At 71.9% G+C, this 19,964-nt stretch carries 16 protein-coding genes; 8 read left to right on the forward strand and 8 right to left on the reverse strand.

From position 1 onward, the window contains the following. Positions 1-61 precede the first annotated feature (61 nt). Together JGS22_RS16890 and JGS22_RS16895 are read right to left on the reverse strand one after the other, a co-directional pair. The gene (locus JGS22_RS16890; protein WP_211039470.1) at positions 62-907 is read right to left on the reverse strand and encodes an alpha/beta fold hydrolase; all 846 of its coding nucleotides are present in this window, start codon (positions 905-907) and stop codon (positions 62-64) included. An 18-nt stretch (positions 908-925) separates the two neighbouring features. Continuing rightward, positions 926-2,512, reverse strand: a complete 1,587-nt coding sequence (locus JGS22_RS16895) for a DEAD/DEAH box helicase (protein ID WP_308405712.1) — start codon at positions 2,510-2,512, stop codon at positions 926-928. Between the two features lie 314 nt (positions 2,513-2,826). Here JGS22_RS16895 and JGS22_RS16900 point away from each other — a divergent pair, with 314 nt between their 5' ends. Next, on the forward strand, positions 2,827-3,555 hold the full coding sequence (locus JGS22_RS16900) for a ferritin-like fold-containing protein (RefSeq protein ID WP_211039468.1): 729 nt from the start codon (positions 2,827-2,829) through the stop codon (positions 3,553-3,555). Between the two features lie 256 nt (positions 3,556-3,811). On the opposite strand, the gene JGS22_RS16905 is transcribed toward JGS22_RS16900, so the two are convergent. The 4 genes from JGS22_RS16905 to JGS22_RS16920 form a co-directional block, all read right to left on the reverse strand. Then, positions 3,812-4,108, reverse strand: coding sequence for a hypothetical protein (locus JGS22_RS16905; protein WP_211039467.1), 297 nt, complete (start codon positions 4,106-4,108; stop codon positions 3,812-3,814). 269 nt (positions 4,109-4,377) lie between these two features. Continuing rightward, complete coding sequence (locus JGS22_RS16910) at positions 4,378-4,605, reverse strand: DUF3107 domain-containing protein (RefSeq protein ID WP_211039466.1); 228 nt, start codon at positions 4,603-4,605, stop codon at positions 4,378-4,380. Positions 4,606-4,743: 138 nt separating this feature from the next. After that, the gene (locus JGS22_RS16915; protein ID WP_211039465.1) at positions 4,744-5,409 is read right to left on the reverse strand and encodes a TetR/AcrR family transcriptional regulator; all 666 of its coding nucleotides are present in this window, start codon (positions 5,407-5,409) and stop codon (positions 4,744-4,746) included. Between the two features lie 181 nt (positions 5,410-5,590). Further along, entirely contained in the window at positions 5,591-5,824 is a 234-nt protein-coding gene (locus JGS22_RS16920; protein ID WP_211039464.1) for a hypothetical protein, read from the reverse strand. 201 nt (positions 5,825-6,025) lie between these two features. Between JGS22_RS16920 and JGS22_RS16925 the strand changes: the two genes are divergently transcribed. The 7 genes from JGS22_RS16925 (at position 6,026) to moeZ (ending at position 15,091) form a co-directional block, all read left to right on the forward strand. Further along, positions 6,026-7,018, forward strand: a complete 993-nt coding sequence (locus JGS22_RS16925) for an alpha/beta fold hydrolase (protein ID WP_211039463.1) — start codon at positions 6,026-6,028, stop codon at positions 7,016-7,018. 43 nt (positions 7,019-7,061) lie between these two features. After that, positions 7,062-8,453 (forward strand): DUF3152 domain-containing protein, encoded by a 1,392-nt coding sequence (locus tag JGS22_RS16930; protein WP_308405713.1) that lies wholly within the window; start codon positions 7,062-7,064, stop codon positions 8,451-8,453. Positions 8,454-8,681: 228 nt separating this feature from the next. Then, the gene (locus tag JGS22_RS16935; RefSeq protein WP_211039461.1) at positions 8,682-10,610 is read left to right on the forward strand and encodes a DUF3492 domain-containing protein; all 1,929 of its coding nucleotides are present in this window, start codon (positions 8,682-8,684) and stop codon (positions 10,608-10,610) included. Further along, positions 10,607-11,779, forward strand: coding sequence for an LPXTG cell wall anchor domain-containing protein (locus JGS22_RS16940; protein WP_236073181.1), 1,173 nt, complete (start codon positions 10,607-10,609; stop codon positions 11,777-11,779). The genes JGS22_RS16935 and JGS22_RS16940 overlap by 4 nt, the downstream gene beginning before the upstream one ends. 340 nt (positions 11,780-12,119) lie before the next feature. Next, complete coding sequence (locus tag JGS22_RS16945) at positions 12,120-13,034, forward strand: NAD-dependent epimerase/dehydratase family protein (RefSeq protein WP_211039460.1); 915 nt, start codon at positions 12,120-12,122, stop codon at positions 13,032-13,034. Then, positions 13,022-13,843 carry a spherulation-specific family 4 protein gene (locus tag JGS22_RS16950; protein ID WP_211039459.1) on the forward strand — a complete coding sequence of 274 codons (822 nt, stop codon included), beginning with the start codon at positions 13,022-13,024 and terminating at the stop codon, positions 13,841-13,843. The genes JGS22_RS16945 and JGS22_RS16950 overlap by 13 nt, the downstream gene beginning before the upstream one ends. A gap of 69 nt (positions 13,844-13,912) precedes the next feature. After that, positions 13,913-15,091: an adenylyltransferase/sulfurtransferase MoeZ gene (moeZ, locus tag JGS22_RS16955; protein WP_211039458.1), complete on the forward strand. Its 1,179-nt coding sequence runs from the start codon at positions 13,913-13,915 to the stop codon at positions 15,089-15,091. A gap of 168 nt (positions 15,092-15,259) precedes the next feature. On the opposite strand, the gene JGS22_RS16960 is transcribed toward moeZ, so the two are convergent. Together JGS22_RS16960 and JGS22_RS16965 are read right to left on the reverse strand one after the other, a co-directional pair. Next, positions 15,260-16,903: an alpha/beta hydrolase gene (locus JGS22_RS16960; protein ID WP_211039457.1), complete on the reverse strand. Its 1,644-nt coding sequence runs from the start codon at positions 16,901-16,903 to the stop codon at positions 15,260-15,262. A gap of 160 nt (positions 16,904-17,063) precedes the next feature. Continuing rightward, positions 17,064-19,958, reverse strand: coding sequence for a lysylphosphatidylglycerol synthetase family protein (locus JGS22_RS16965; protein WP_211039456.1), 2,895 nt, complete (start codon positions 19,956-19,958; stop codon positions 17,064-17,066). Between the last annotated feature and the right edge of the window lie 6 nt (positions 19,959-19,964).

Raw genomic sequence — 19,964 nt, forward strand, 5'->3', positions numbered from 1 at the left:
TGTTCGTGCTCCACACGGCCGCCCGGCCCTCGCCGCGGTGGGGGAGGGCCGGGCGGGGCCGTCAGTGCTGCTGCCAGAAGGCGAGCAGCGCCTGTGCGGTCGCTTCGGGGTTCTCCACCGCAGGAGAGTGCTCCGCTCCCGGGATCAGGGAACGCTGTGCACCGAGCCGGTGCGCCATGTCGTCCATCAGCTCCACCGGCCACGCGTAGTCCCGTTCGCCGGAGAGCACGTGGCACGGGATGTCCAGCGCGGCGAGTTGGTCCACGCGGTCCGGCTCGGCGAGCAACTGCTCCGCGCCCGCGATCAGTTGGTGCGGGCTGGTGGCCAACCAGCGCCGCCGGAGGAAGTCCCCTACCGCCTGCGGGGTCTGTGCGTCCGCCGCCTCCGGCGGGTCCAGATCGCGCATCGCCTGCCAGATGGCCGCCATCTCCATTACCGGCAGGGCTCCGAGCAGCAGCTTGAGTCGCTCCTGCTGCTGGGCGCCGACGGAGGCCGGCCCGCTGCTCATCGCCGTGAAGGAACGGAACGCCTTGGGCTCGGCGAGTACGGCGGCCCGGCAGATCAGTCCGCCGAGCGAGTGTCCGAGCAGATGCACCCCGCCGCCGAGCGCGGCGCACTGGGCCGACACATCGGCGGCCAACTCCGGCTGCGCGTACCCGGAACCCTCCAGCGGGCCCGCGCTCTCGTACTGGCCGCGGCCGTCGACCGCGACCACGCGGTACCCGGCCTGCGCCACCGGCGTCAGCAGCGTGATGAAGTCTTCCTTGCTGCCCGTGAAGCCCGGTACGAGCAAAACCGTGCCCCGGGTGGGTTCGCCGGCCTCGTGGACCGCGAACTCACCGCGGGGCGTACGGAGTTGTCGGGCGCGGGCGCCCTCGGGAAGCTCAAGCGTCGGCGGCTTACTCATGCCGCGACGCTACCCGCCTCAGCTTGCCGACTGCGTCCCGGCCTCGCCGCGGGTGCGACGCCGGCGACGCCGCGGCTTGCGAACGCCGCCCTCGCCCTCGGCGCGGGGCGCTTCGGCGCTCTGCTCGGCTGCGGGAGCGCTGCTCTTGCCCTCCTCGCCCGCCACACCGCTCACCGGCTCGCCGTTGCGGGTGCGGCGGCGGGTGCGGGAGCGGCTGCGGCTGGCCGGCCGCTCGCTCTCCTTGGGCTGTGCGGCGCTCTTGGGGCCGCGACCGCGGCCCTTGCCGCCCGGCTCGCCGAGGTCCTCCAGCTCCTCCGCGGCGAGCCCGGCCCTGGTCCGCTCGGCGCGCGGCAGCACACCCTTCGTGCCTTCCGGGATGCCCAGCTCCTCGTAGAGGTGCGGCGAGGTGGAGTACGTCTCGGGCGGGTCGTTGTGGGCCAGGCCCAGCGCCTTGTTGATCAGCTGCCAGCGGGGGATGTCGTCCCAGTCGACGAGCGTGACCGCAATGCCGGTCGCGCCCGCACGGCCGGTACGGCCGATGCGGTGCAGGTAGGTCTTCTCGTCGTCCGGCGTCTGGTAGTTGATGACGTGGGTGACGCCCTCGACGTCGATACCGCGCGCCGCGACGTCGGTGCACACCAGCACGTCGACCTTGCCGCTGCGGAACGCGCGCAGGGCCTGCTCTCGCGCGCCCTGGCCGAGGTCGCCATGGACGGAGCCGGCCGCGAAACCGCGGCGCGTCAGCTGCTCGGTGAGGTCGGCCGCGGTGCGCTTGGTGCGGGTGAAGACCATCACCAGGCCGCGGTCCTTGGCCTGGAGGATGCGCGAGAGCATCTCCGGCTTGTCCATGTTGTGCGCGCGGAACACGTGCTGCTTGGTCGCGGCAACGGTCGCGCCCTCGTCGTCCGGCGAGGTCGCACGGATGTGCGTGGGCTGCGACATGTAGCGCCGTGCCAGCGAGATGACCTGGCCGGGCATCGTCGCCGAGAACAGCATCGTCTGACGCTTGGCCGGCAGCTTCTCGATGATCTTCTCGACGTCCGGCAGGAAGCCGAGGTCGAGCATCTCGTCGGCCTCGTCCAGCACCAGCCCGCGGACCTGGCTGAGGTCCAGCTTGCGCTGACCCGCCAGGTCGAGCAGTCGGCCGGGGGTGCCGACGACGATGTCGACGCCCTTGTTGAGTGCCTCGACCTGGGCCTCGTGCGGACGGCCGCCGATGATCGAGATCACGCGGACGTTGCGCACCTTGCCGGCGGTGAGCAGATCGTTCATGACCTGCTGGCACAGCTCGCGGGTCGGCACGACAACCAGCGCGTGCGGGGCTGTGGTCAGCTGCTCGGGCTGTGCGCGGCCCGCCTCGACGTCGGCGGGGACGACGACGGACTCCAGCAGCGGCAGACCGAAACCGAGGGTCTTGCCCGTGCCGGTCTTCGCCTGGCCGATGACGTCCTTGCCCGCGAGTGCGACCGGAAGCGTCAGCTCCTGGATCGGGAAGGGAGTGGTGATGCCGACGGCTTCAAGGGCCTCGGCCGTCTCGGAGAGAATTCCGAGGGAGCGGAAAGTCGTGGTGGACAGGATGCTTGCCTCTTCTGTGAGACGCGACACAAGTCGGCGAGGCGGGTCGTACCGCGCCTGCGTGTTCGCCACGCGGCGCAGGACCACTAGCTCTCGCTCAAGCGCTCATATCACGCGAGCGGTCCCTCGAAGGTGGGGAGGGCGGTCTGGTCGGAGCCGATCGTGCTACCGACCGGGCATCCGCGTTCATGCGCGAACCCGCCGGTGATCGACGGGCTTATATCACTGTACCTCCAAATCGTGCAGGTGTACCGGGACGATTGGCTCACACCACCGGGACGAGCCCGCCCCGCGTACCGCCCTCGCCTCCTGCGCCCCCGGCAGAGCGGGCTATTGTGCCGGGCATGGAGACGTCTGACACCCCCGAGAAGGCCCCGACGGCCATCGCCTCGAAGAGCTGGGAGGAGGCCGCTGCCGACCCGCAGTACCGGGCCGCGGTGGTGGACCTCCTCGGCGTGCTCGCCTACGGCGAACTCGCCGCCTTCGAGCGGCTCGCCGAGGACGCGAAGCTGGCGCCGAACCTCGCCGACAAGGCCGAGCTCGTCGCCATGGCCTCGGCGGAGTTCCAGCACTTCGATGCATTGAGCCGACGACTGACCCACATCGACGAGGACCCGACGCGCGCCATGGAACCGTTCGTCGCCTCCCTCGACGAGTTCCACCGCCAGACCGCCCCCTCGGACTGGCTGGAGGGCCTGATCAAGGCGTACGTCGGCGACTCCATCGCCTCGGACTTCTACCGGGAGGTGGCTGTACGCCTGGACGCAGACAGCAGCCGGCTCGTGCTCGACGTGCTCGATGACACCGGGCACTCGAACTTCGTGGTGGAGAAGGTGCGCGCCGCCATCGAGGCGGACCCGCGGGTGGGCGGCCGGCTCGCGCTGTGGGCGCGACGGTTGATGGGCGAGGCTCTCTCTCAGGCCCAGCGCGTGGTGGCCGACCGGGACGCGCTGTCGACGATGCTCGTCGGCGGAGTCGCGGACGGCTTCGATCTCGCCGAGGTCGGTCGGATGTTCTCCAGGATCACCGAGGCGCACACCAAGCGGATGGCCGCACTCGGGCTGGCCGCCTGAACAGCCCGGGCCGCCCGTGGATCCGGACCGCCCGCAGACCCGAACTTCCCGTGGATCCGGACGCGTGTCGACCGGATCGCCGGGCGACATGCACGGGACGAGCCGCCCGTCGTCCGCCCCTCGGGCTGCCGTGTGCACCGCGGCCGGCAGAGGAGGGCGCCGGAGCGGGCGCCAACCGGGCCGTGGCGGAGGAGAGTTCGACGCGACGGCCGTGGTGTCGGGCCGAGAGGCCCGACCGCCCGGGCGGGTCAGCGGGTCAGTGGGTTCTACCGGCGGTCGCCAGCCGCGGGTCGGCAGGACCGGGCTGAGGCGCCCGTCCGTTGTCCATCAGCAGCGAGACGAGGACGGCCGCGACGGATGTCGCGACCAGCAGAGCCAGCAGCAGATGCCCCGAGCCGAGCACGGCCCACGCGATCAGCCCACCGCCGGCGGCGGACGCAGGCCCGGTGGCCAGCACGAGCCGGTGGTTGGGGAAGCGCCGGGGCAGCCAGTGCAGTGCGGCCAGAGCGAGGACAAGTCCGAGGAGCGCGGAGCCGAACAGCTCTCCGAGCATATGAACCTCCCTGGTCGCGCGGCACCTCCGGTGGCCGCGGCGCGAATCCGGACGACTCGGTACTACCCCGTCCGACCCATACGCGAAACGGCGGCCGGGAGCTTCAACTCCCGGCCGCCGTTCACACCGGCCGCATGGCGTCCCGCACTTGCGTGTCGAGCACCGTGGTGGGTCGGTCGCGCGCCTTCGCTCGCGGTCCGGTCAGGGGGGCGCCGCGCGGTGTGTGTGGCCTGCGGCTCCACGCACCGAGGCGCGGACGCGCCCGCGCCTCAGACCGCGCCGAAACCGACCTTGCGGGCCTTGGTCTCGCCGATGTCGACGTAGGCCAGGCGGTCCGCCGGGACGAGCACCTTGCGGCCGCTCTCGTCCTCCAGGGCGAGCAGACCGCTCTTGCCGGTGAGCGCTTCGGCGATCGCGCTCTCGATCTCCTCGGCGGTCTGCTTGCTCTCCAGGTTGAGCTCTCGGGGTGCGTGCTGCACGCCGATCTTGACCTCCACGGCTAAGTCCCTCCGACCGTCAGTGGATGCGCGGTTGACCGCGCCGTACCTGGCCAGATTAGCCCGGCTCCGACACCGGAAAGCGCCCGGCCGCCACGCCGGCAGCGAACACGGTCCGCTGCCGGCCGGCTGCCCGGGCTACGCCTCGGGCGGGGTCTGCGCCCCGTCGCTCTCCTCGGTGTCCTGGAGAGGGAATCCGGCGATGCCGCGCCAGGCCAGCGAGGAGATGAGCTCCGCGGCGGCGTTCCTGGGGATGGACTGCCCGGAGCCCAGCCAGTAGCGGGCGGTGATCTGAGCCATGCCCGTCAGCCCCATGGCCAGCAGCATCGACTGGTCGTAGGGCCTCTGGGTGTCCTCGGCGATGACCTCGCACACTGCCTCGGCGCACTCGAGGCTGACCTTGTCCACCCGGTCCCGCACCGCGGGCTCGTTGGTCAGGTCGGACTCGAAGACGAGCCGGAACGCGCCGCCCTCGTGCTCGACGTAGGAGAAGTAGGCCTCCATCGTCGCCGCCACGCGCAGCTTGTTGTCCGAAGTGGAGCTCAGAGCGGTGCGCACGGACTGGATCAGCGCCTCGCAGTGCTGGTCGAGCAGCGCCATGTAGAGGTCGAGCTTGCCCGGGAAGTGCTGGTAGAGCACGGGCTTGCTGACGCCTGCCCGGTCGGCGATGTCGTCCATGGCCGCCGCGTGGTAGCCGTGCGCGACGAACACTTCCTGGGCCGCTCCCAGCAGCTGGTTGCGTCGGGCCCGGCGCGGCAGGCGCGTACCTCGTGGACGTGCCTCCGCTTGCTCGATGGCGCTCACGCCTGCCTCCCTGGTTCTGACCGCGCGCTGGTTCGCGCCGCGTCGGCCATCGTACGTTTCGGTAACCGGACTGTGCGCGGCGTGGAGGAGGGAATTTTCCCGCTGACCTTGACGAACTGTGGTAATCGCACGGATTTGTCCGTTAACTCTTTACTTACTGAGCGTGAGGTTCCGGTCAGACTCAGCGGTAGTCGTCCTCCTCGTCCGTGACGGTGCGGGCCTGTTCGGCGGCGTCCGCCGGATCGACCTCTCCGAGGGTCGGGCCCGGGGGAGGGGTCTCGCTCTCCTCCAGCATCTCCGCCCGGAGCTCCGCCGCGTCCGCCTCCGGAACCTCCGGGCCGGTGCTGCTGGGTGCGCGGTCGATGCCGCCCTCCGCGTCCTCGAAGGTGTCGGGGTTGCCTGGGTCCACGGGCATGGCGACTCCTCTCCTCGGAAGCCTCGTCGAATGCGAGGTCTCCCTTCGAGCGTAGGACCTGTCGCCGCGGACGGCTCCGGCGTCCGCCCGAGGGCCGTCGCCGCCGGCCAAACAGGCGGCCGTCAACCGGTCGTTGGGTCGCGGGGCAGGTGTGACCGCCGACACCTCCACGTCAAAGTGATCAAGCCGTAACATTGATCCATGGATTCCACCGGTCGACCCGTCCCGCCTGTCGAGACGGCTGCCGGGCTGCCGTCGCACGGCGGGTCGCGAATGCGTGCCGGAGAGACCCGGCGCACCGTCCAACTGCCCGGCTGCACCATGGTCGTTCGCAGCCGCGAGGATGCCGACCGCACACTCCCGCCGGCGCTGTACGTGCACGGGCTGGGCGGTTCGTCGCAGAACTGGTCGGTGTTGATGGCCGAGTTGGCCGACACCGTCGAGGGTGAGGCGGTGGACCTGCCCGGCTTCGGCGACTCGCCGCCACCGCCGGACGGCAACTACGGGCTCAGCGCGCACGCCAGAGCAGTCATCCGCCACCTCGACGCCGCTGAGCGCGGCCCGGTGCACCTCTTCGGCAACTCGATGGGGGGCGCCGCGGCCACCAGGGTCGCCGCACTGCGGCCCGACCTGGTGCGCACCCTGACGCTGGTTTCGCCCGCACTCCCCGAGCTGCGACCGCAGCGCAGCGCACTGCCCACCGCGCTGCTCGCCGTACCCGGTACGGTGCGACTCTTCCGCCGGCTGACCGGGCACTGGTCACCGGCCGACCGCACCAGGGCGGTGCTCGGCCTGTGCTACGGAGATCCGAGCCGGGTCGCGTCCGAGGACTTCCGGGCGGCGGTGGAGGAGTACGAACGCAGGTTGCTTCTCCCGTACTTTTGGGATTCCCTTGCGGCGTCCGCCCGGGGAGTCGTCGACTCGTACACGCTGGGTGGGCAACACGCCCTGTGGAGGCAGGCCGGCCGTGTTCTGGCGCCTACCCTCCTGGTGTACGGGGGCCGCGACAAGCTGGTCGGCTTCCGTATGGCGCGCAAAGCGTGCAGGGTGTTCCGTGACTCGCGTCTGCTGGCACTGCCGGACGCGGGGCATGTGGCGATGATGGAGTACCCGGAGCTGGTGGCGGGAGCATTCCGCCAGTTGATGGCCGATTCAGAACGGGCAGGAGTTGAGGCGACGCGTGGGACGCCATAGCCGCCCGCGTCGAGGTTTCAGTCGCACCCAGGAGATACCCCTGGTGAGCGAGGGCCCCGATCAGGTACCCGCGCCGCAGCAGGCCGCCGAGGGCAGGCAGCGCAGCGCACCGCAGGGACCGGCGGGGGAGCGCGCGTTCACGCCGGGAGCAGCCGAGCGCTCCAGGTCCGGTTCCGACTCCTTCGACGGCTTCGATCCCCGCAGCCGCCCGGTGCGCGCGGGGCATCCCCAGCACCGGGAGGGCGCGCCTCGCAAGGCAGGGCCCGCGGCAGGGCCGGCGGTGCCCTCGCAGCGCTCCGCCGGGCCCCGCCAGGACTACCTGGACGCGTTCGACCGCCAGCCCTTCGTGGACACCCCCGCCGGTGGAACGGGCGCTCTCGACGATGTCTTCGCCGCCGGAGAGCCCGTACGGCCGAGGCCGTCGCACGGTGCCGGGCCCGCGTTCGCAGAGACGGGTCCCACTCCGGAGCGGCCGAGCGGCGCCACCTCCGGGGGCACCGGTGACGGGCCCGAAGTGCCCGGCATACGCACGCAGTCCGACGGGCCGCACCGACCTCCCCATCAGAGCCACACCGAGGAACCAGAGGAACCAGAGGTTTCCAGGAACGACTTCGCCAAGGACCGCCGCGGCCGCACGGTCACCGGGATCGCCGCCGCGGCGATCACGACTGTGCTCACGGTGATAGTGGCCGGCCAGGTGGCGTCGGGTGACGACGACTCCCGGGGCCAGGCTGCCGGCGACGGTTCGGGCCGCCCCGCAGAGGATTCGGCTTCGCGCTCCGAGGGCCGGCCCACCCCCTCCGAGCCGGTGCCGAGCACCACTCCGAGCCCGGTCGGCTACGAGCAGCAGATGGCCGCGCTGCTGCCGATGAAGCCCGACCACGAGGGCAGCGGTGAGTTCACCGCGATCGCCGGCGGCAACAAGGGGCCGGGTGCCGGCACCAAGCTGAGGTACCGGGTCGACGTCGAGAAGGGGCTCGGTCTGGACGGGAAGCTGCTCGCCCGTGCCGTGCACACCACCCTCAACGACGACCGGAGTTGGGCCAACGGGGGCGAGCGGGACTTCGAGCGCGTCTCCTCCGGGAAGGCGGACTTCGTGGTGACGCTGGCGAGCCCCGGCACCACTGCAGTGTGGTGCGCGAAGTCCGGTCTGGACACCACTGAGGACAACGTCTCCTGCGATTCCGCGGCGACCGACCGGATCATGATCAACGCCTACCGCTGGGCGCGCGGCGCCAAGACCTTCGGCGACAGCCGGATGTTCGCGTACCGGCAGATGCTGATCAACCACGAGGTCGGCCACCGGCTCGGGTTCAACCATGTCGGCTGCTCCAAGGAGGGCGCGCTGGCGCCCGTGATGATGCAGCAGACCAAGTACCTGTCGACCGACGGGCGCACCTGCCGGCCCAACGCCTGGCCGCACCCGGACGCGTAGCCGGGCCGGGCTGCGGTCGGTGGGCCGCGAAGAGCACCGGCGGTGGCGGTGGCGACTCTGCCGAACGTCCGCGCCGGTGAATAGTCACGCTTGTTCACCCCTTCCAGTGGTGCGGCGGACAACCGTCCAGCATCGCCCCGCAGAGCGCGCATAGCGTCGTCCCGCAACGCCACCCGGGCGACTCGTCCGGACGCGGCCGGTCTCGAAGAAAGATTCGGGGGTACGTCCATGCGCATCGCACTGCTGACGGAGGGTGGTTACCCGTACGCACGCGGTGAGTCGGTGCTCTGGTGCGACCGGCTGGTGCGTGGACTGGGCAGTCACGAGTTCGAGGTGTACGCACTCAGCCGCGGTCGGCGGCAGGAGGAAGCGGGCTGGTACGGCAGCCACGGTCTGCCCGCGCATGTGCGCCGGGTGCGCACCGCCCCGCTGTGGGGCGAACCGCCCCTGACCGCGAGCCGGACGAGGGGCAGGGCCTTCCACGGCGAGCCGGCCGAGCGGTTCGCCGAACACTTCTCCGGGCTCGCCCACGCGCTCTGCGCCCCCTCGCCCGGCACCGCCGAGGGTCGCGCGGCCGACGGGACGCGGCCCGAGGAGGACCGTTTCGCCGATGCGCTCTACGGGCTCGCCGATCTCGCCGCCGAACACCGGGGCCTCTCCGCCGCCCTCCGCTCCGAACAGGCGGTACGGCTCCTGGAGTCGGCGGCGCACGCCCCCAGCGCCTCGCGGGCGGTGCGCGCCACCAGCGTGAGCGATCTGCTGGCCGTGCTGGAGCGGCTGGAACGTGCTCTGCGTCCCCTCTCCCTCGACTGGTACGGGCTGCGCGCCGACCGGCCGGCGACCGCCCGTGAGGAGGCGGCGGGACTGGCGGGGGCGGATCTCTGCCACGCGGTCGGCGGCGGCCTCGCGGCCCTGCCCGGGCTGCTGGCCCGACGGGCCTTCGGCACGCCGCTGCTCATCACCGAGTACGGGGTCCGGCTGCGCGAGCACCATCTGGAGAGCCTTGCCGGGCTCGCGGGAGCAGCCCGACCGGGAGACGTCCGCACCGGGGCGCGTACGGGCGCGGCTGCCGGCAGTACGGCCGGCGGTACGGCCGGCGGTACGGCCGGCAGCCCGGGCGGCGGCAGCGTCGGCGGTGCGGCGGGAGTGCGCGCGCTGCTCGGCTCCTTCCAGCGCCGCCTCGCCGTGGAGGCGTACCGGCGGGCCGAGGTGATCACGCCCGGAAACGCTCATGCGAGAGGTTGGCAGGAACGATGCGGCGCCGAGCGCAGCAGGCTGCGCACCGTCTACCCCGGGATGGACGCCGCCCCCTTCGTGACTGTCCCCGACGACCCCGGGGCTCAGGAGACCGCGCCCACACTGGTGTGGGTCGGGCAGTGTGATCCGGCCAGGGACGTGCGCGGGCTGCTGCACGCCTTCGCCCGGGTGCGTGCCGACCGGCCGGGTGCGCGACTGCTGCTGGTGGAGATGCGTACCGGAGCCGACGCGAGCTGTACGCGCGAGTGCCGGGAGTTGGCCGACCGGCTCTTTCCGCCGTCCGCGGACGGACAGGCGGCCGTGGAGTTCGCGGAGTTGGGCGGCGAACGAGTGCGGACCGTGGCGGAGGCGTACGCGCGGGCCACCGTGGTGGTGAGATCCAGCGCGGTGGAGGGGTTTCCCCCTGCGCTGGTGGAGGCGATGTTCTGCGGGCGCGCCATCGTCTGCACGGATGTGGGTGCGGCGGCCGAGGTGATCGGTGGCACTGGCCTGCTGGTGCCTCCCGGCCGACCCGAGCCGTTCGCCGACGCCTGTCTGGCGCTGCTCGCCGATCCGGGGCGGCGTGCCCGGCTGGGCGCCGCGGCGCGGGCCCGGGCGATGGAGCTCTTCACCGTCGAACAGAACGTGGCGGCCTTCCACGGCATCTACCTGGAACTCATCTCCCGCCGTTCGTACCGCGGGCCGGGTCCGGGGTTGCGGGAGCAGCCGGGCACCGAGGTGAAACCGTTCGCCACCACTGCGGACGGGCAGCTCGCGGTGCGGCTGGCCGACGGCGGGCAGCGGGTGGTCGCCCCGGCGGCGGGAGCGGACGGCCCGAGCTGGGCGGTGGACGTCGGAGCCGGCGTCGACCTCGCACGCGCGGTGGGTGCCGGCTCGACGCGGCGGAGTGAGGCCGGATGACCGGGCACGAGCGACTGCGGGCAACTGAACCGGCCGCGGCGACCGGCGCGTTGGCCGCGCCCGAGCGCCCAGGCGCAGGCGCGGGCGCGGCGCCCGCCGACCCGGTGCGCGGCCTGATGGAGAGATATCGAGGGCTGTGCGAACGGGCCGTCGACCCGCTGGAGATCGCAGTCGGACTGGAGACCGACGGGCTCACCGATCGCAGTGCCGCGCGCTTCCGGCACCGGGACGTCTTCTCCCTCGCCGAGGAGCTGTACGCACGCAGCCCCGCGCCTGCCGACGAGAGCCGGCACGAGCACCCGCCGACCCGTACGCAGGCGGCGTCGGGGCCCGGGCGGCGCGCGCGGAGCTGGTGGCAGGCTCTCGGCCTGCTGTTGCCAGGAGCCCTGTGCACGGTCACGGCGCTGGCGCTCCCCCTCCCGCAGACGGGTTCTTCCGCTCCCGGCGTCATCGCCGCGCTGGGGGTCACCGCGGTTCTCCTCTCACTGGCGTACGCGCTGCGCAGGGCTGCGCTCTCCGCGCTCGCCGCGACAGCCGGAACCGTGCTGCTGTGCTACGCGCTCTACGGCGACGCGCTGCTCGGCGCGGCCCTGGCCGGCGGCCCGGACACGTTCCCCGAGACCGCCTCCCGGTGCGTGCCGGTGACGCTCGCCTGGGCCGTCGCGGCGGCCCTCGGGTGCGCCCGGTGGTTCGCGCTGCGAGCCCGGTGGCGACTGGCCGAGAGCGAGAGCCTCTCGGCGTTCGCCGCCTCGGTGCGACCGCTGCTGGCGCTGGCGGTGCTGGGGTTCGCCGCGGCCGTCGGCCTGCTGTGGCAGCTGACGCACGGACTGCTCGGCCATCGGCCCGCCGGGGCGGAGTGGTTGGCGGTGACCGCGCTCGGGCTGCTGCTCTTCGTGGCGCTGCTGCTCTGCGCGCACGGTTTCGGCAGGGTCGCCGGGCAGGTGCTCGCGACCGCCGCAGCCCTCGAACTCCTGGCGCCGATGCTGGTGTTCGCCGCGCGACTGCCCGGCCTCGACCCGCTCGGCAAGCCGGTGGAACTGCTGACGACCGCGTACGGCGAAGCTGCCGTCCCCGCGCTGGTCTGCCTGGTGGTGGCCACGGGCGCGCTGATCTGCGCCGGCCGGCTGCTCACGGGAGCGTCTGCGCACCGACGGCCCTGGCCGGGGTAGCCGCCGGACGCCCGGCCCGCCCGCGTCGCACGGCGGTCACCGGCCCGGCTGCCGTACCCGGCCGACCCGCTGCCGCCCGCCGGCACCGCGGACCCGGCCGGTTGGGCGAGCCGTACCCCGCGAGCCGTACGCGGACCGCCCGGGTGCGGGCCCGGCCCGCTCCGGAGCCGGTCGCCTCCTGCCCGGCCGGAGCACCGCGCACCGCACCGACCCCGGCGCGGTCGGACGACCGAGACGGTCCGACCCGCCGCACGACTGATGAACCCCTCACGAAGGAGAGACGAGAAATGACCAGTCAGCAGAGCCCGAGCGGCGCCGTGCGGTGGGAAGTGAGGGTGCGATGAGGGTGCTGTTGCTGGGAGCCAACGGCTTCCTCGGACGTTTCGTCGCCGACCGGCTGCTGGCCGACCCGGCGGTGCAGCTCACGGCGCTCGGCCGGAGGGACGACGCCGACGTTCGGTTCGATCTCTCCACCGGCAGCCCGGGCGCGCTCGCCCGCTTCCTGGACGCGGTGCACCCCGGAGTCGTCATCAACTGCGCGGGCGCGATCCGCGGCGGTGCGCGGGAGTTGACCCGGCACAACACCGTCGCGACCGCGACCGTCTGCGAGTCGATGCGGCGCAGCAGCTGCACCGCGCGGCTGGTGCACGTGGGCTGCGCCTCGGAGTACGGGCCGTCCCAGCCGGGATCCTCCACCAGTGAGGACGCCCTGCCCAGACCCGGGGGGCCGTACGGAGTGAGCAAGTTGGCCGCCACCGAGCTGGTCCTCGGCTCCGGTCTGGACGCGCTGGTGCTGCGGGTCTTCTCGCCCGCGGGCCCCGGCACACCGGCGGGTTCCCCGCTCGGCCGGCTGGCGGAGTCGATGCGACGGGCCATGCAGCAGGGCGAGTTCGAGCTGAAGCTCAGCGGGCTCGCCGTCCAGCGGGACTTCGTGGACGTGCGCGACGTGGCGCGCGCGGTGCACGCCGCCGCGCTCTCGGCCGCCCAGGGTGTGGTGAACATCGGCACCGGTCGCGCCGTTCGGCTGCGCGACGCGACGTCCCTGCTCTCCCGTGTGGCGGGCTTCGCCGGCGCGATCAACGAGCTGGACGAGCCACAGCTCGGCCTGGTCCACGCGCCCCCGTACCCGGACGGCTGCGGGGTCTGGCAGCAGGCCGACATCCGCACCGCCCGCGACCGGCTCGGCTGGCGCCCCCGAATCGGCCTGGAGGAGTCGCTCGCCGATATCTGGATGGAGGCCGCATGTCGTATCTGAGACCGCCCTCCCGCAGCGCTGCCCGCGCGTTCCTCGCCGCCCGTGCGTCCGCCGGCGGCGCCCCGGTCGGCGGCGGTGGCGCTGTCGCCGACCGGCCGGGGCTGGGGGTGCCGGGGTACGCGCATCCGCTGGTGGCGCCGGTGGAGTGGGCCGAACTGGCCCGCCCCGGTGTGCCGTTGGACTGGGTCGCGGTCCATGTCGCGGCAGGCGGCGCCGGGGCTCGTGCCGACCCGTACTGCGCCGCGGCGATCGCCGCGCTGCGGGGGACGGGTGTCGAAGTGCTCGGCCGGCTGGACCTGCGCCGGGGAACCCGGGACTTCGGCGAAGTGCTGCGTGAGGCCCACCACTTCCTGGAGTGGTACGGCGTGGACGGCTTCTACCTCGCTCGGGCTCCGTCGGGCCGGGACGGGCTCGCCGGTGTCGAGCGGGTGACCACCACGCTGCGGGCGCTGGCGGGCGCCGGCGACGGTGTGCAACACCGGATGGTGCTCGATCCGGAGTGCCACCCGCATCGCGACTACGTCGAACTGGCCGACCAGCTGGTCACCTTCAGCGGGCCCTGGCACGACTACCGCTGGTCCCAGGTGGCGGAGTGGACGGCGGACCATCCGTCGCACCGCTTCTGCCACCTGGTCCACGGGGTGCCGGCGACACATCTGGACGAGGCGGTGCGCATCGCCCGCTGGCAGGGCGCCGGCACCGTCTATCTCACCGACCGCACCCGGCACGAGGGGTTGGACCCCTGGGAGTCGCTGCCCGGCTACTGGGACGAAATCGTCTCGAAGCTCGGACCTGATGCCGGGGAATGAGACGGCGCGTGGCAGTGTTGCCGATGAGAACAAGCGTTTGTCCCCTCTCAACCTTTTGCTGAGGTCTCCGTGTCGCTGCCACCGCTGGTCGAGCCAGCCGCCGAGCTCACCGTCGACGAGGTCCGCAGGTACTCGCGCCACCTGATCATCCCGGATGTCGGTATGGACGGTCAGAAGCGCCTGAAGAACGCCAGAGTGCTCTGTGTCGGCGCCGGCGGGCTCGGCTCTCCCGCGCTGATGTACCTGGCCGCGGCGGGTGTCGGGACCCTGGGCATCATCGAGTTCGACGAGGTCGACGAGTCGAACCTGCAGCGCCAGATCATCCACAGCCAGAGCGACATCGGGCGCTCCAAGGCCGACTCGGCCAAGGACACCGTGCTCGGCATCAACCCGCTCGTGCAGGTCAATCTGCACAAGGAGCGGCTGGAGTCGTCCAATGTGATGGACATCTTCAGCCAGTACGACCTGATCGTCGACGGCACGGACAACTTCGCCACCCGCTACCTGGTGAACGACGCGTGCGTGCTGCTCGGCAAGCCGTACGTCTGGGGCTCCATCTACCGCTTCGACGGCCAGGCGTCGGTCTTCTGGAGCGAGCACGGCCCCTGCTACCGCTGCCTCTACCCCGAGCCCCCGCCGCCCGGCATGGTGCCGTCCTGCGCCGAGGGCGGTGTGCTCGGGGTGCTCTGCGCCTCGATCGGATCGATCCAGGTCAACGAGGCGATCAAGCTGCTCGCGGGCTTCGGTGAGCCGCTGCTCGGCCGCCTGATGATCTACGACGCCCTGGAGATGAGCTACCGCCAGGTCAAGGTGCGCAAGGACCCCGACTGCGCGATCTGCGGCGAGAACCCGACCGTCACCGAGCTGATCGACTACGACGCGTTCTGCGGTGTCGTCTCGGAGGAGGCGCAGGAGGCGGCGGCCGGTTCCACCATCACTCCCGCGCAGCTCAAGGAGTGGATCGACGGTGACGAGAAGATCGATCTGATCGACGTCCGCGAGCCGAACGAGTTCGAGATCGTCTCGATCCCGGGCGCCCGGTTGATCCCGAAGAACGAGTTCCTGATGGGCACCGCGCTCCAGGACCTGCCCCAGGACCGGAAGATCGTCTTGAACTGCAAGACGGGTGTCCGATCCGCGGAAGTCCTCGCGGTGCTGAAGAACGCCGGGTTCTCGGACGCCGTCCACGTCGGTGGCGGTGTCATCGGCTGGGTGAACCAGATCGAGCCGGACAAGCCGATCTACTGAGACGAGCGCCGCAGGGGCGGGACACGGCGCGTTCGCCGTGTCCCGCCCCTGCGTCCTTCCGTCGATCCGGCTGAGCCGGCCCCTCTGCGGACTGCCGCTCGCCCTGCTCTCCTGCTCTGTACGGGCTCGGCCGACCGCCTTCCGGTCCGAGCCGCCGGGCTGTTCCGGCTAGCCGCCGGATCCGGAGCCGCTCGCCTTGCAGGTGGTGCCGTCCCTGGGCAGCTTGCCCTCCAGCAGGTAGGTGTTCACCCGCTTCTGGACGCAGCGGTCACCGCTGTTGTACGCCCCGTGCCCCTCCCCTTCGAAGGTCAGCTCCACCGCGACGTCCTTGCCGAGAGCCTCGGCCATCTTCCTGGTGCCCTCGTACGGGGTCGCCGGGTCCCCGGTCGCGCCGATCAGCAGGATCTTCTCCGAACCCTCGGCGTCGATCTCGGGGTGGTCCTTGTCGCCCCTGACCGGCCAGCCGTGGCAGGCACTCATGCTCCATGCCGTCATCGTCCCGAAGACCGGTGAGGCCTTCTCGAACTCCGGAAGCTTGTCCTGGACGTCCTGCAGGGAGTACCGCGGCTTGGTGTCGGCGCAGGAGATCGCGGTGAGCGAGGCCTGACTGTTGTCGTAACTTCCGTCGTCGCTGCGGCCGTTGAGCAGGTCGCTCAACCGCAGCAGCATCGTGCCGTCGCCGTCGTCCATGGCCGTCTGCAGGCCCTCGGTCAGGACCTCCCAGAAGTCGTCGGAGTAGAGGGCGAGCGCGATACCGCTGGACGCCAGCGAGCCGTTGAGCTTCCGCCCGGCGGGATCGGCTGTTTCCAGCGGCTTGTTCTCCAGCTGCTTGAGCAGGTCACTGATCCGGCGCTCGCCGTCCTCGGGGCTGTCGGCGAGGGGACAGCCGTCCTCGCCGTCCTCCTCGCAGGCCTTCAGATAGTTCGTCAGCGCGAGCTGGAAGCCTTTCGCCTGCCCGAGGTTGCTCTGCTCCGGGGTCTGCGAGGGGTCCACCACCGCGTCGAAGACCGCTCGCCCCACGCGGTCGGGGAAGAGCGTCGCGTACACGCCACCGAGCTCGGTGCCGTAGGAGATGCCGAAGTAGTTCAGCTTCTCGTCGCCGAGCACCTCCCGCATCAGGTCCATGTCGCGGGCCGCGTACTCGGTGCCGACGTAGGGCAGGACCTTGCCGCTGTTCTCGGCGCACGCCCGGGCGTACCGCTCCTGGTCGCGGAACGCCTGTCTGCCCTCCTTCTCGTTGGTGGGGGTCTTTGCCTCCTGGTAGTACTCGTCCAGTTCCTTGTCGTCCAGGCACTTCACGCCCGAACTGGCGCTGACGCCGCGGGGGTCGAAGCTGACCAGGTCGTACCGTTTGTGCAGCTCGGCGAATTCCGGTCCGGAGGGCGGCAGAGTGCTGACGCCCGAACCGCCGGGACCGCCGAAGTTGAACAGCAAGGAGCCCAGGCGCTCTTCGCCCGAGGCCTTGGTACGGGCCCTGACCAGGGCCAGGTCCATCGTCTTGCTGTCCGGGTCCGCGTAGTCCAGTGGCGCCTTCAACGTGGCGCACTGCCACTGCGCGCCGTTCGGCATGGGCTCCAGCTCGCCGCCGACCAGCCCGTCACCGCCCGTTTCCGGACACTTCTTCCAGTCCAGCTCCTGGTCGGTGAAGTTCGCGGGGAGGTCTTTGGCGCCGGTGGCCGCGGGAGACGCGTCCCGCTGTGCGGCCGTACCGGTCATCGGGCTGCTCTCGGCGCCGCTGCAGGCTGCCGCGGCCCCTGCCGTGAGCACTGTGGCGACCGCCACGGACAGACCTCTGCTGACAGCTGATGGCATCGCAGCTCCCCAATGTCGCGGAGTGCCATCCTCCGTACGCGCCGGGCACCCACGCCCGTTGCGCGGGGCGTACGGGTGAGTGTCGCGCGCCCCGGTGCACGCGCGGGAGCGCTCACCGTCGCCGCGCGTGCACCTTGCCTCTCCGGCACCTGGCGCGGGGCTACAGGGCCTTGCGAGAGGTGAGCCGGGAGAAGGCGATCCAGCCGGGCAGCACCGGAAGCCAGAAGGTCAGGGCCCGGTAGAGGAGCACGGCCGAAAGCGCGGTCGCCGAGTCCAGCTTTCCGATCGTGGTGAGACCGGCGAACAGCGCGCCCTCCACCGCGCCCAGACCGCCGGGCGTGGGCGCGGCCGAACCCAGGGCGTTGCCCGCGAGGAAGACCGTCGCCACCACGACGAAGCTCACCTCGCCGCCGAACGCCTGGATCGAGGAGTAGAGACAGGCGACGAAGACCACCGTCAGCATCAGCATGCCGCCGATACCGCTGGCGAGCTTCTTCGGCCGCTGGACCACGTCGAGCATCCGCGGCACCACACCCGCGAACAGCGAACGCACCCGCGTCGTCACGAACTTCCGCAACGCCGGTACCGCCGTCACGATCAGCACCAGCACCGCGACCGTCAACAGTCCGGCGATCACCGTGCGCGAGGGCGGGATGGACGCCGCCTGCTCCTTGCCGGTCAGATAGCCGAAGCACAGCAGCAGCGTGATGTGGCAGGTCAGCACGAAGATCTGGGAAACTCCCACACTCGCCACCGCGTGCCCCGGCCGCAGCCCGGCCCGCTGCAGGAAGCGGGTGTTGAGCGCCACACCGCCGATGGCGGCGGGCGCCACGAGCTTGACGAACGACCCCGCCACCTGCGCCGACACCGTCCGCCAGAACGGCACCTTCTCGGGTACGAAGCCGAGCAGGCTCAGCGCCGCCGCGAGATAGCTGGACGCGGAGAAGACGGCCGCAGCCGCCACCCACCCCCAGTGCGCGTCGCCCACCAGATCGGGCAGGTTGACGTGGGCGAACGAGGTGAGCAGGAAGTACGCCGCGAAGACGCCCGCGATGGAGGTGACCAGCGTGCGCGGTTTGATCCGCTCCAGCCGGGCCGGGACTATCGTCGCCTCCGGCCGGATCCGCAGCACCTCCTCGCGGATCTGGGTCAGCAGGTCCTCTTCGCGCGCGTCCTCCAGCGCCTGCTCCAACTGGCGCTTCTGGAGGCTGCGTTCGGCCTTCGCCGCCTTGCGTCCCTCGGGGTCGCTGTCGGCGGGATGCGTCTTGGCCGCCTTGCGCGCCTGCGCCGCGGCCAGCACCGCCTCCCGCTCCCGGTCCGCCCGTTCCTTGGAGAGCCGCCGCAGCGTGGTGCGGGTGCTGCGGTTGAGCGCGATGGGCTGGAGCAGCGGAAGGCTGTCGGCGACCGCGTCCGGCCCGAGGGTCTCCACGGCGGACGACACGGCGCGGTCGGCGCCCACCCGCAGGCCGAACGTCGTCAGCAGCTGGGCGACGTCCATCAGCAGCACCAGGTCGCCCGCCGCGATCTCACCGCCCCGGAGGTCGGTGAGGTAGACCGTCCCCTCCGAGTCGACCAGCAGCGCTTCGCCGGTCAGCCGGCGGTGGGCGATCCGGCGCGACTGGAGCGCCCGTACCTGTTGCCAGGCCGCGCACATCAGCTCGTCGGTGATCTCCGTGTCCGGCAGCGCCTCCAGTGGGCGCCCGCCGGTGTGCTCGTAGACGAGCATCACGGCGTCCGGGCCGAGCTCGGAAGTGGCGATGAGCTTGGGGGCGTTGGCGCCCGCAGCTATCGCCGCGTAGGCGAGCAGCGCCTCCTGCTCGAGCGCCTGCCGCAGCGACTGTGTGCTGCGGCGCTGGGTGATGCCGCGCAGCGCGAGACGGCGCCAGGCGCGGTAGAAGAAGCCGTGAGCCTGCTGTTCCCGGTCGACGATGGTGACGTCCAGCGGGGCGCCGTCCTCCAGCGTGACGAGGTACTGGCGTCCGCGCTCGCTCTCTCCCGAACCGACACCCGGCTCCTCCGTGTGCAGTGCGCTGACCGGCCGGAAACCGACCCGGCGAAGGCCGGCGAGCAGGCCCTGGCCGGTGGGGCGCACGTTGGGCGAACCGACCGCGTACAGCGTTCCGTAGGCGACGGTCCAGCCGATGAGCAGCGTGAGGACGATCGCCAGCGTCGTCATGTAACCGCTGGCCAGGATGGACAGCGCGTCGGTGAGCAGCACCACCCAGAGCAGCACCCGCCAGCGCGGACGCCTGGCCATGCCGACCGCCGTCATATAGGCGATGACCGGGCCGAGGTAGTTGTGCACGGGGTCGGTGAGCCCCCCCGAGGGCGCGTTCTTGGTCAGCGCGTCCTGGATCGGCACCGGTGCCACCTTGGCGACCCACAGCGCCACGGCGAGGGAGACACCGTGCGCCAGCACTGCGGCGAGCACGCCGTCGGCGATGCGCAGTCCGTCGCGTTTGATCAGTCGCTCGATCGCGAAGGCCACCGGGACCAGGAGTACGGCGACGCTGGAGATCACCGCGGTGAAGCTGATCACCAGCGGCGGGGCCTGACCGGCGCCCTTGTCGATGTCCTCCTCCAGCCCCGCGGTGGTGGCGTGGGCGAAGTAGGCGATGCCCAGCACCACGGCCATCCCGAGGATGCCGAGCAGGAAGCGGAGCAGGTCGGGGGGCCGGTGGGCGCGCGCGGCGAGCAGCGGTTCGTCCTTCTCCAGCCGCTCGGAGGTCGACGCGTCGGAGGTCGATCCGGTGCTCCGGGGCGTCGCCGACGGCTTCCGGAGGGAGGTGCGTTCGTGACGGTCGGTGGGCTCCGGGGCCTGCTCCGATGCGGCCGGGCCGTCGGCCTCCGCGCCGTCGGCGGGGGCGTCACCGGGCTTAGCGGGCCCGCTCGTTCCGGACTCCGGAGTGCGCGGCGCCTCTTCGGCACCGGCCCGGGCGGACCTGCGCGGAGCGGCGTCGTCCCGCTGCGGACCCCGCGAATCGCCGGAGCCGCTCTCCCCCGGGGAGAACTCTCCGTCCCGCTGCTCCGACTGGTCTCTGTGGTCCCGTATCACGCGTCA

The organism is Streptomyces tardus, assembly GCF_018101125.2.
Taxonomy (GTDB): Bacteria; Actinomycetota; Actinomycetes; order Streptomycetales; family Streptomycetaceae; genus Streptomyces; species Streptomyces tardus.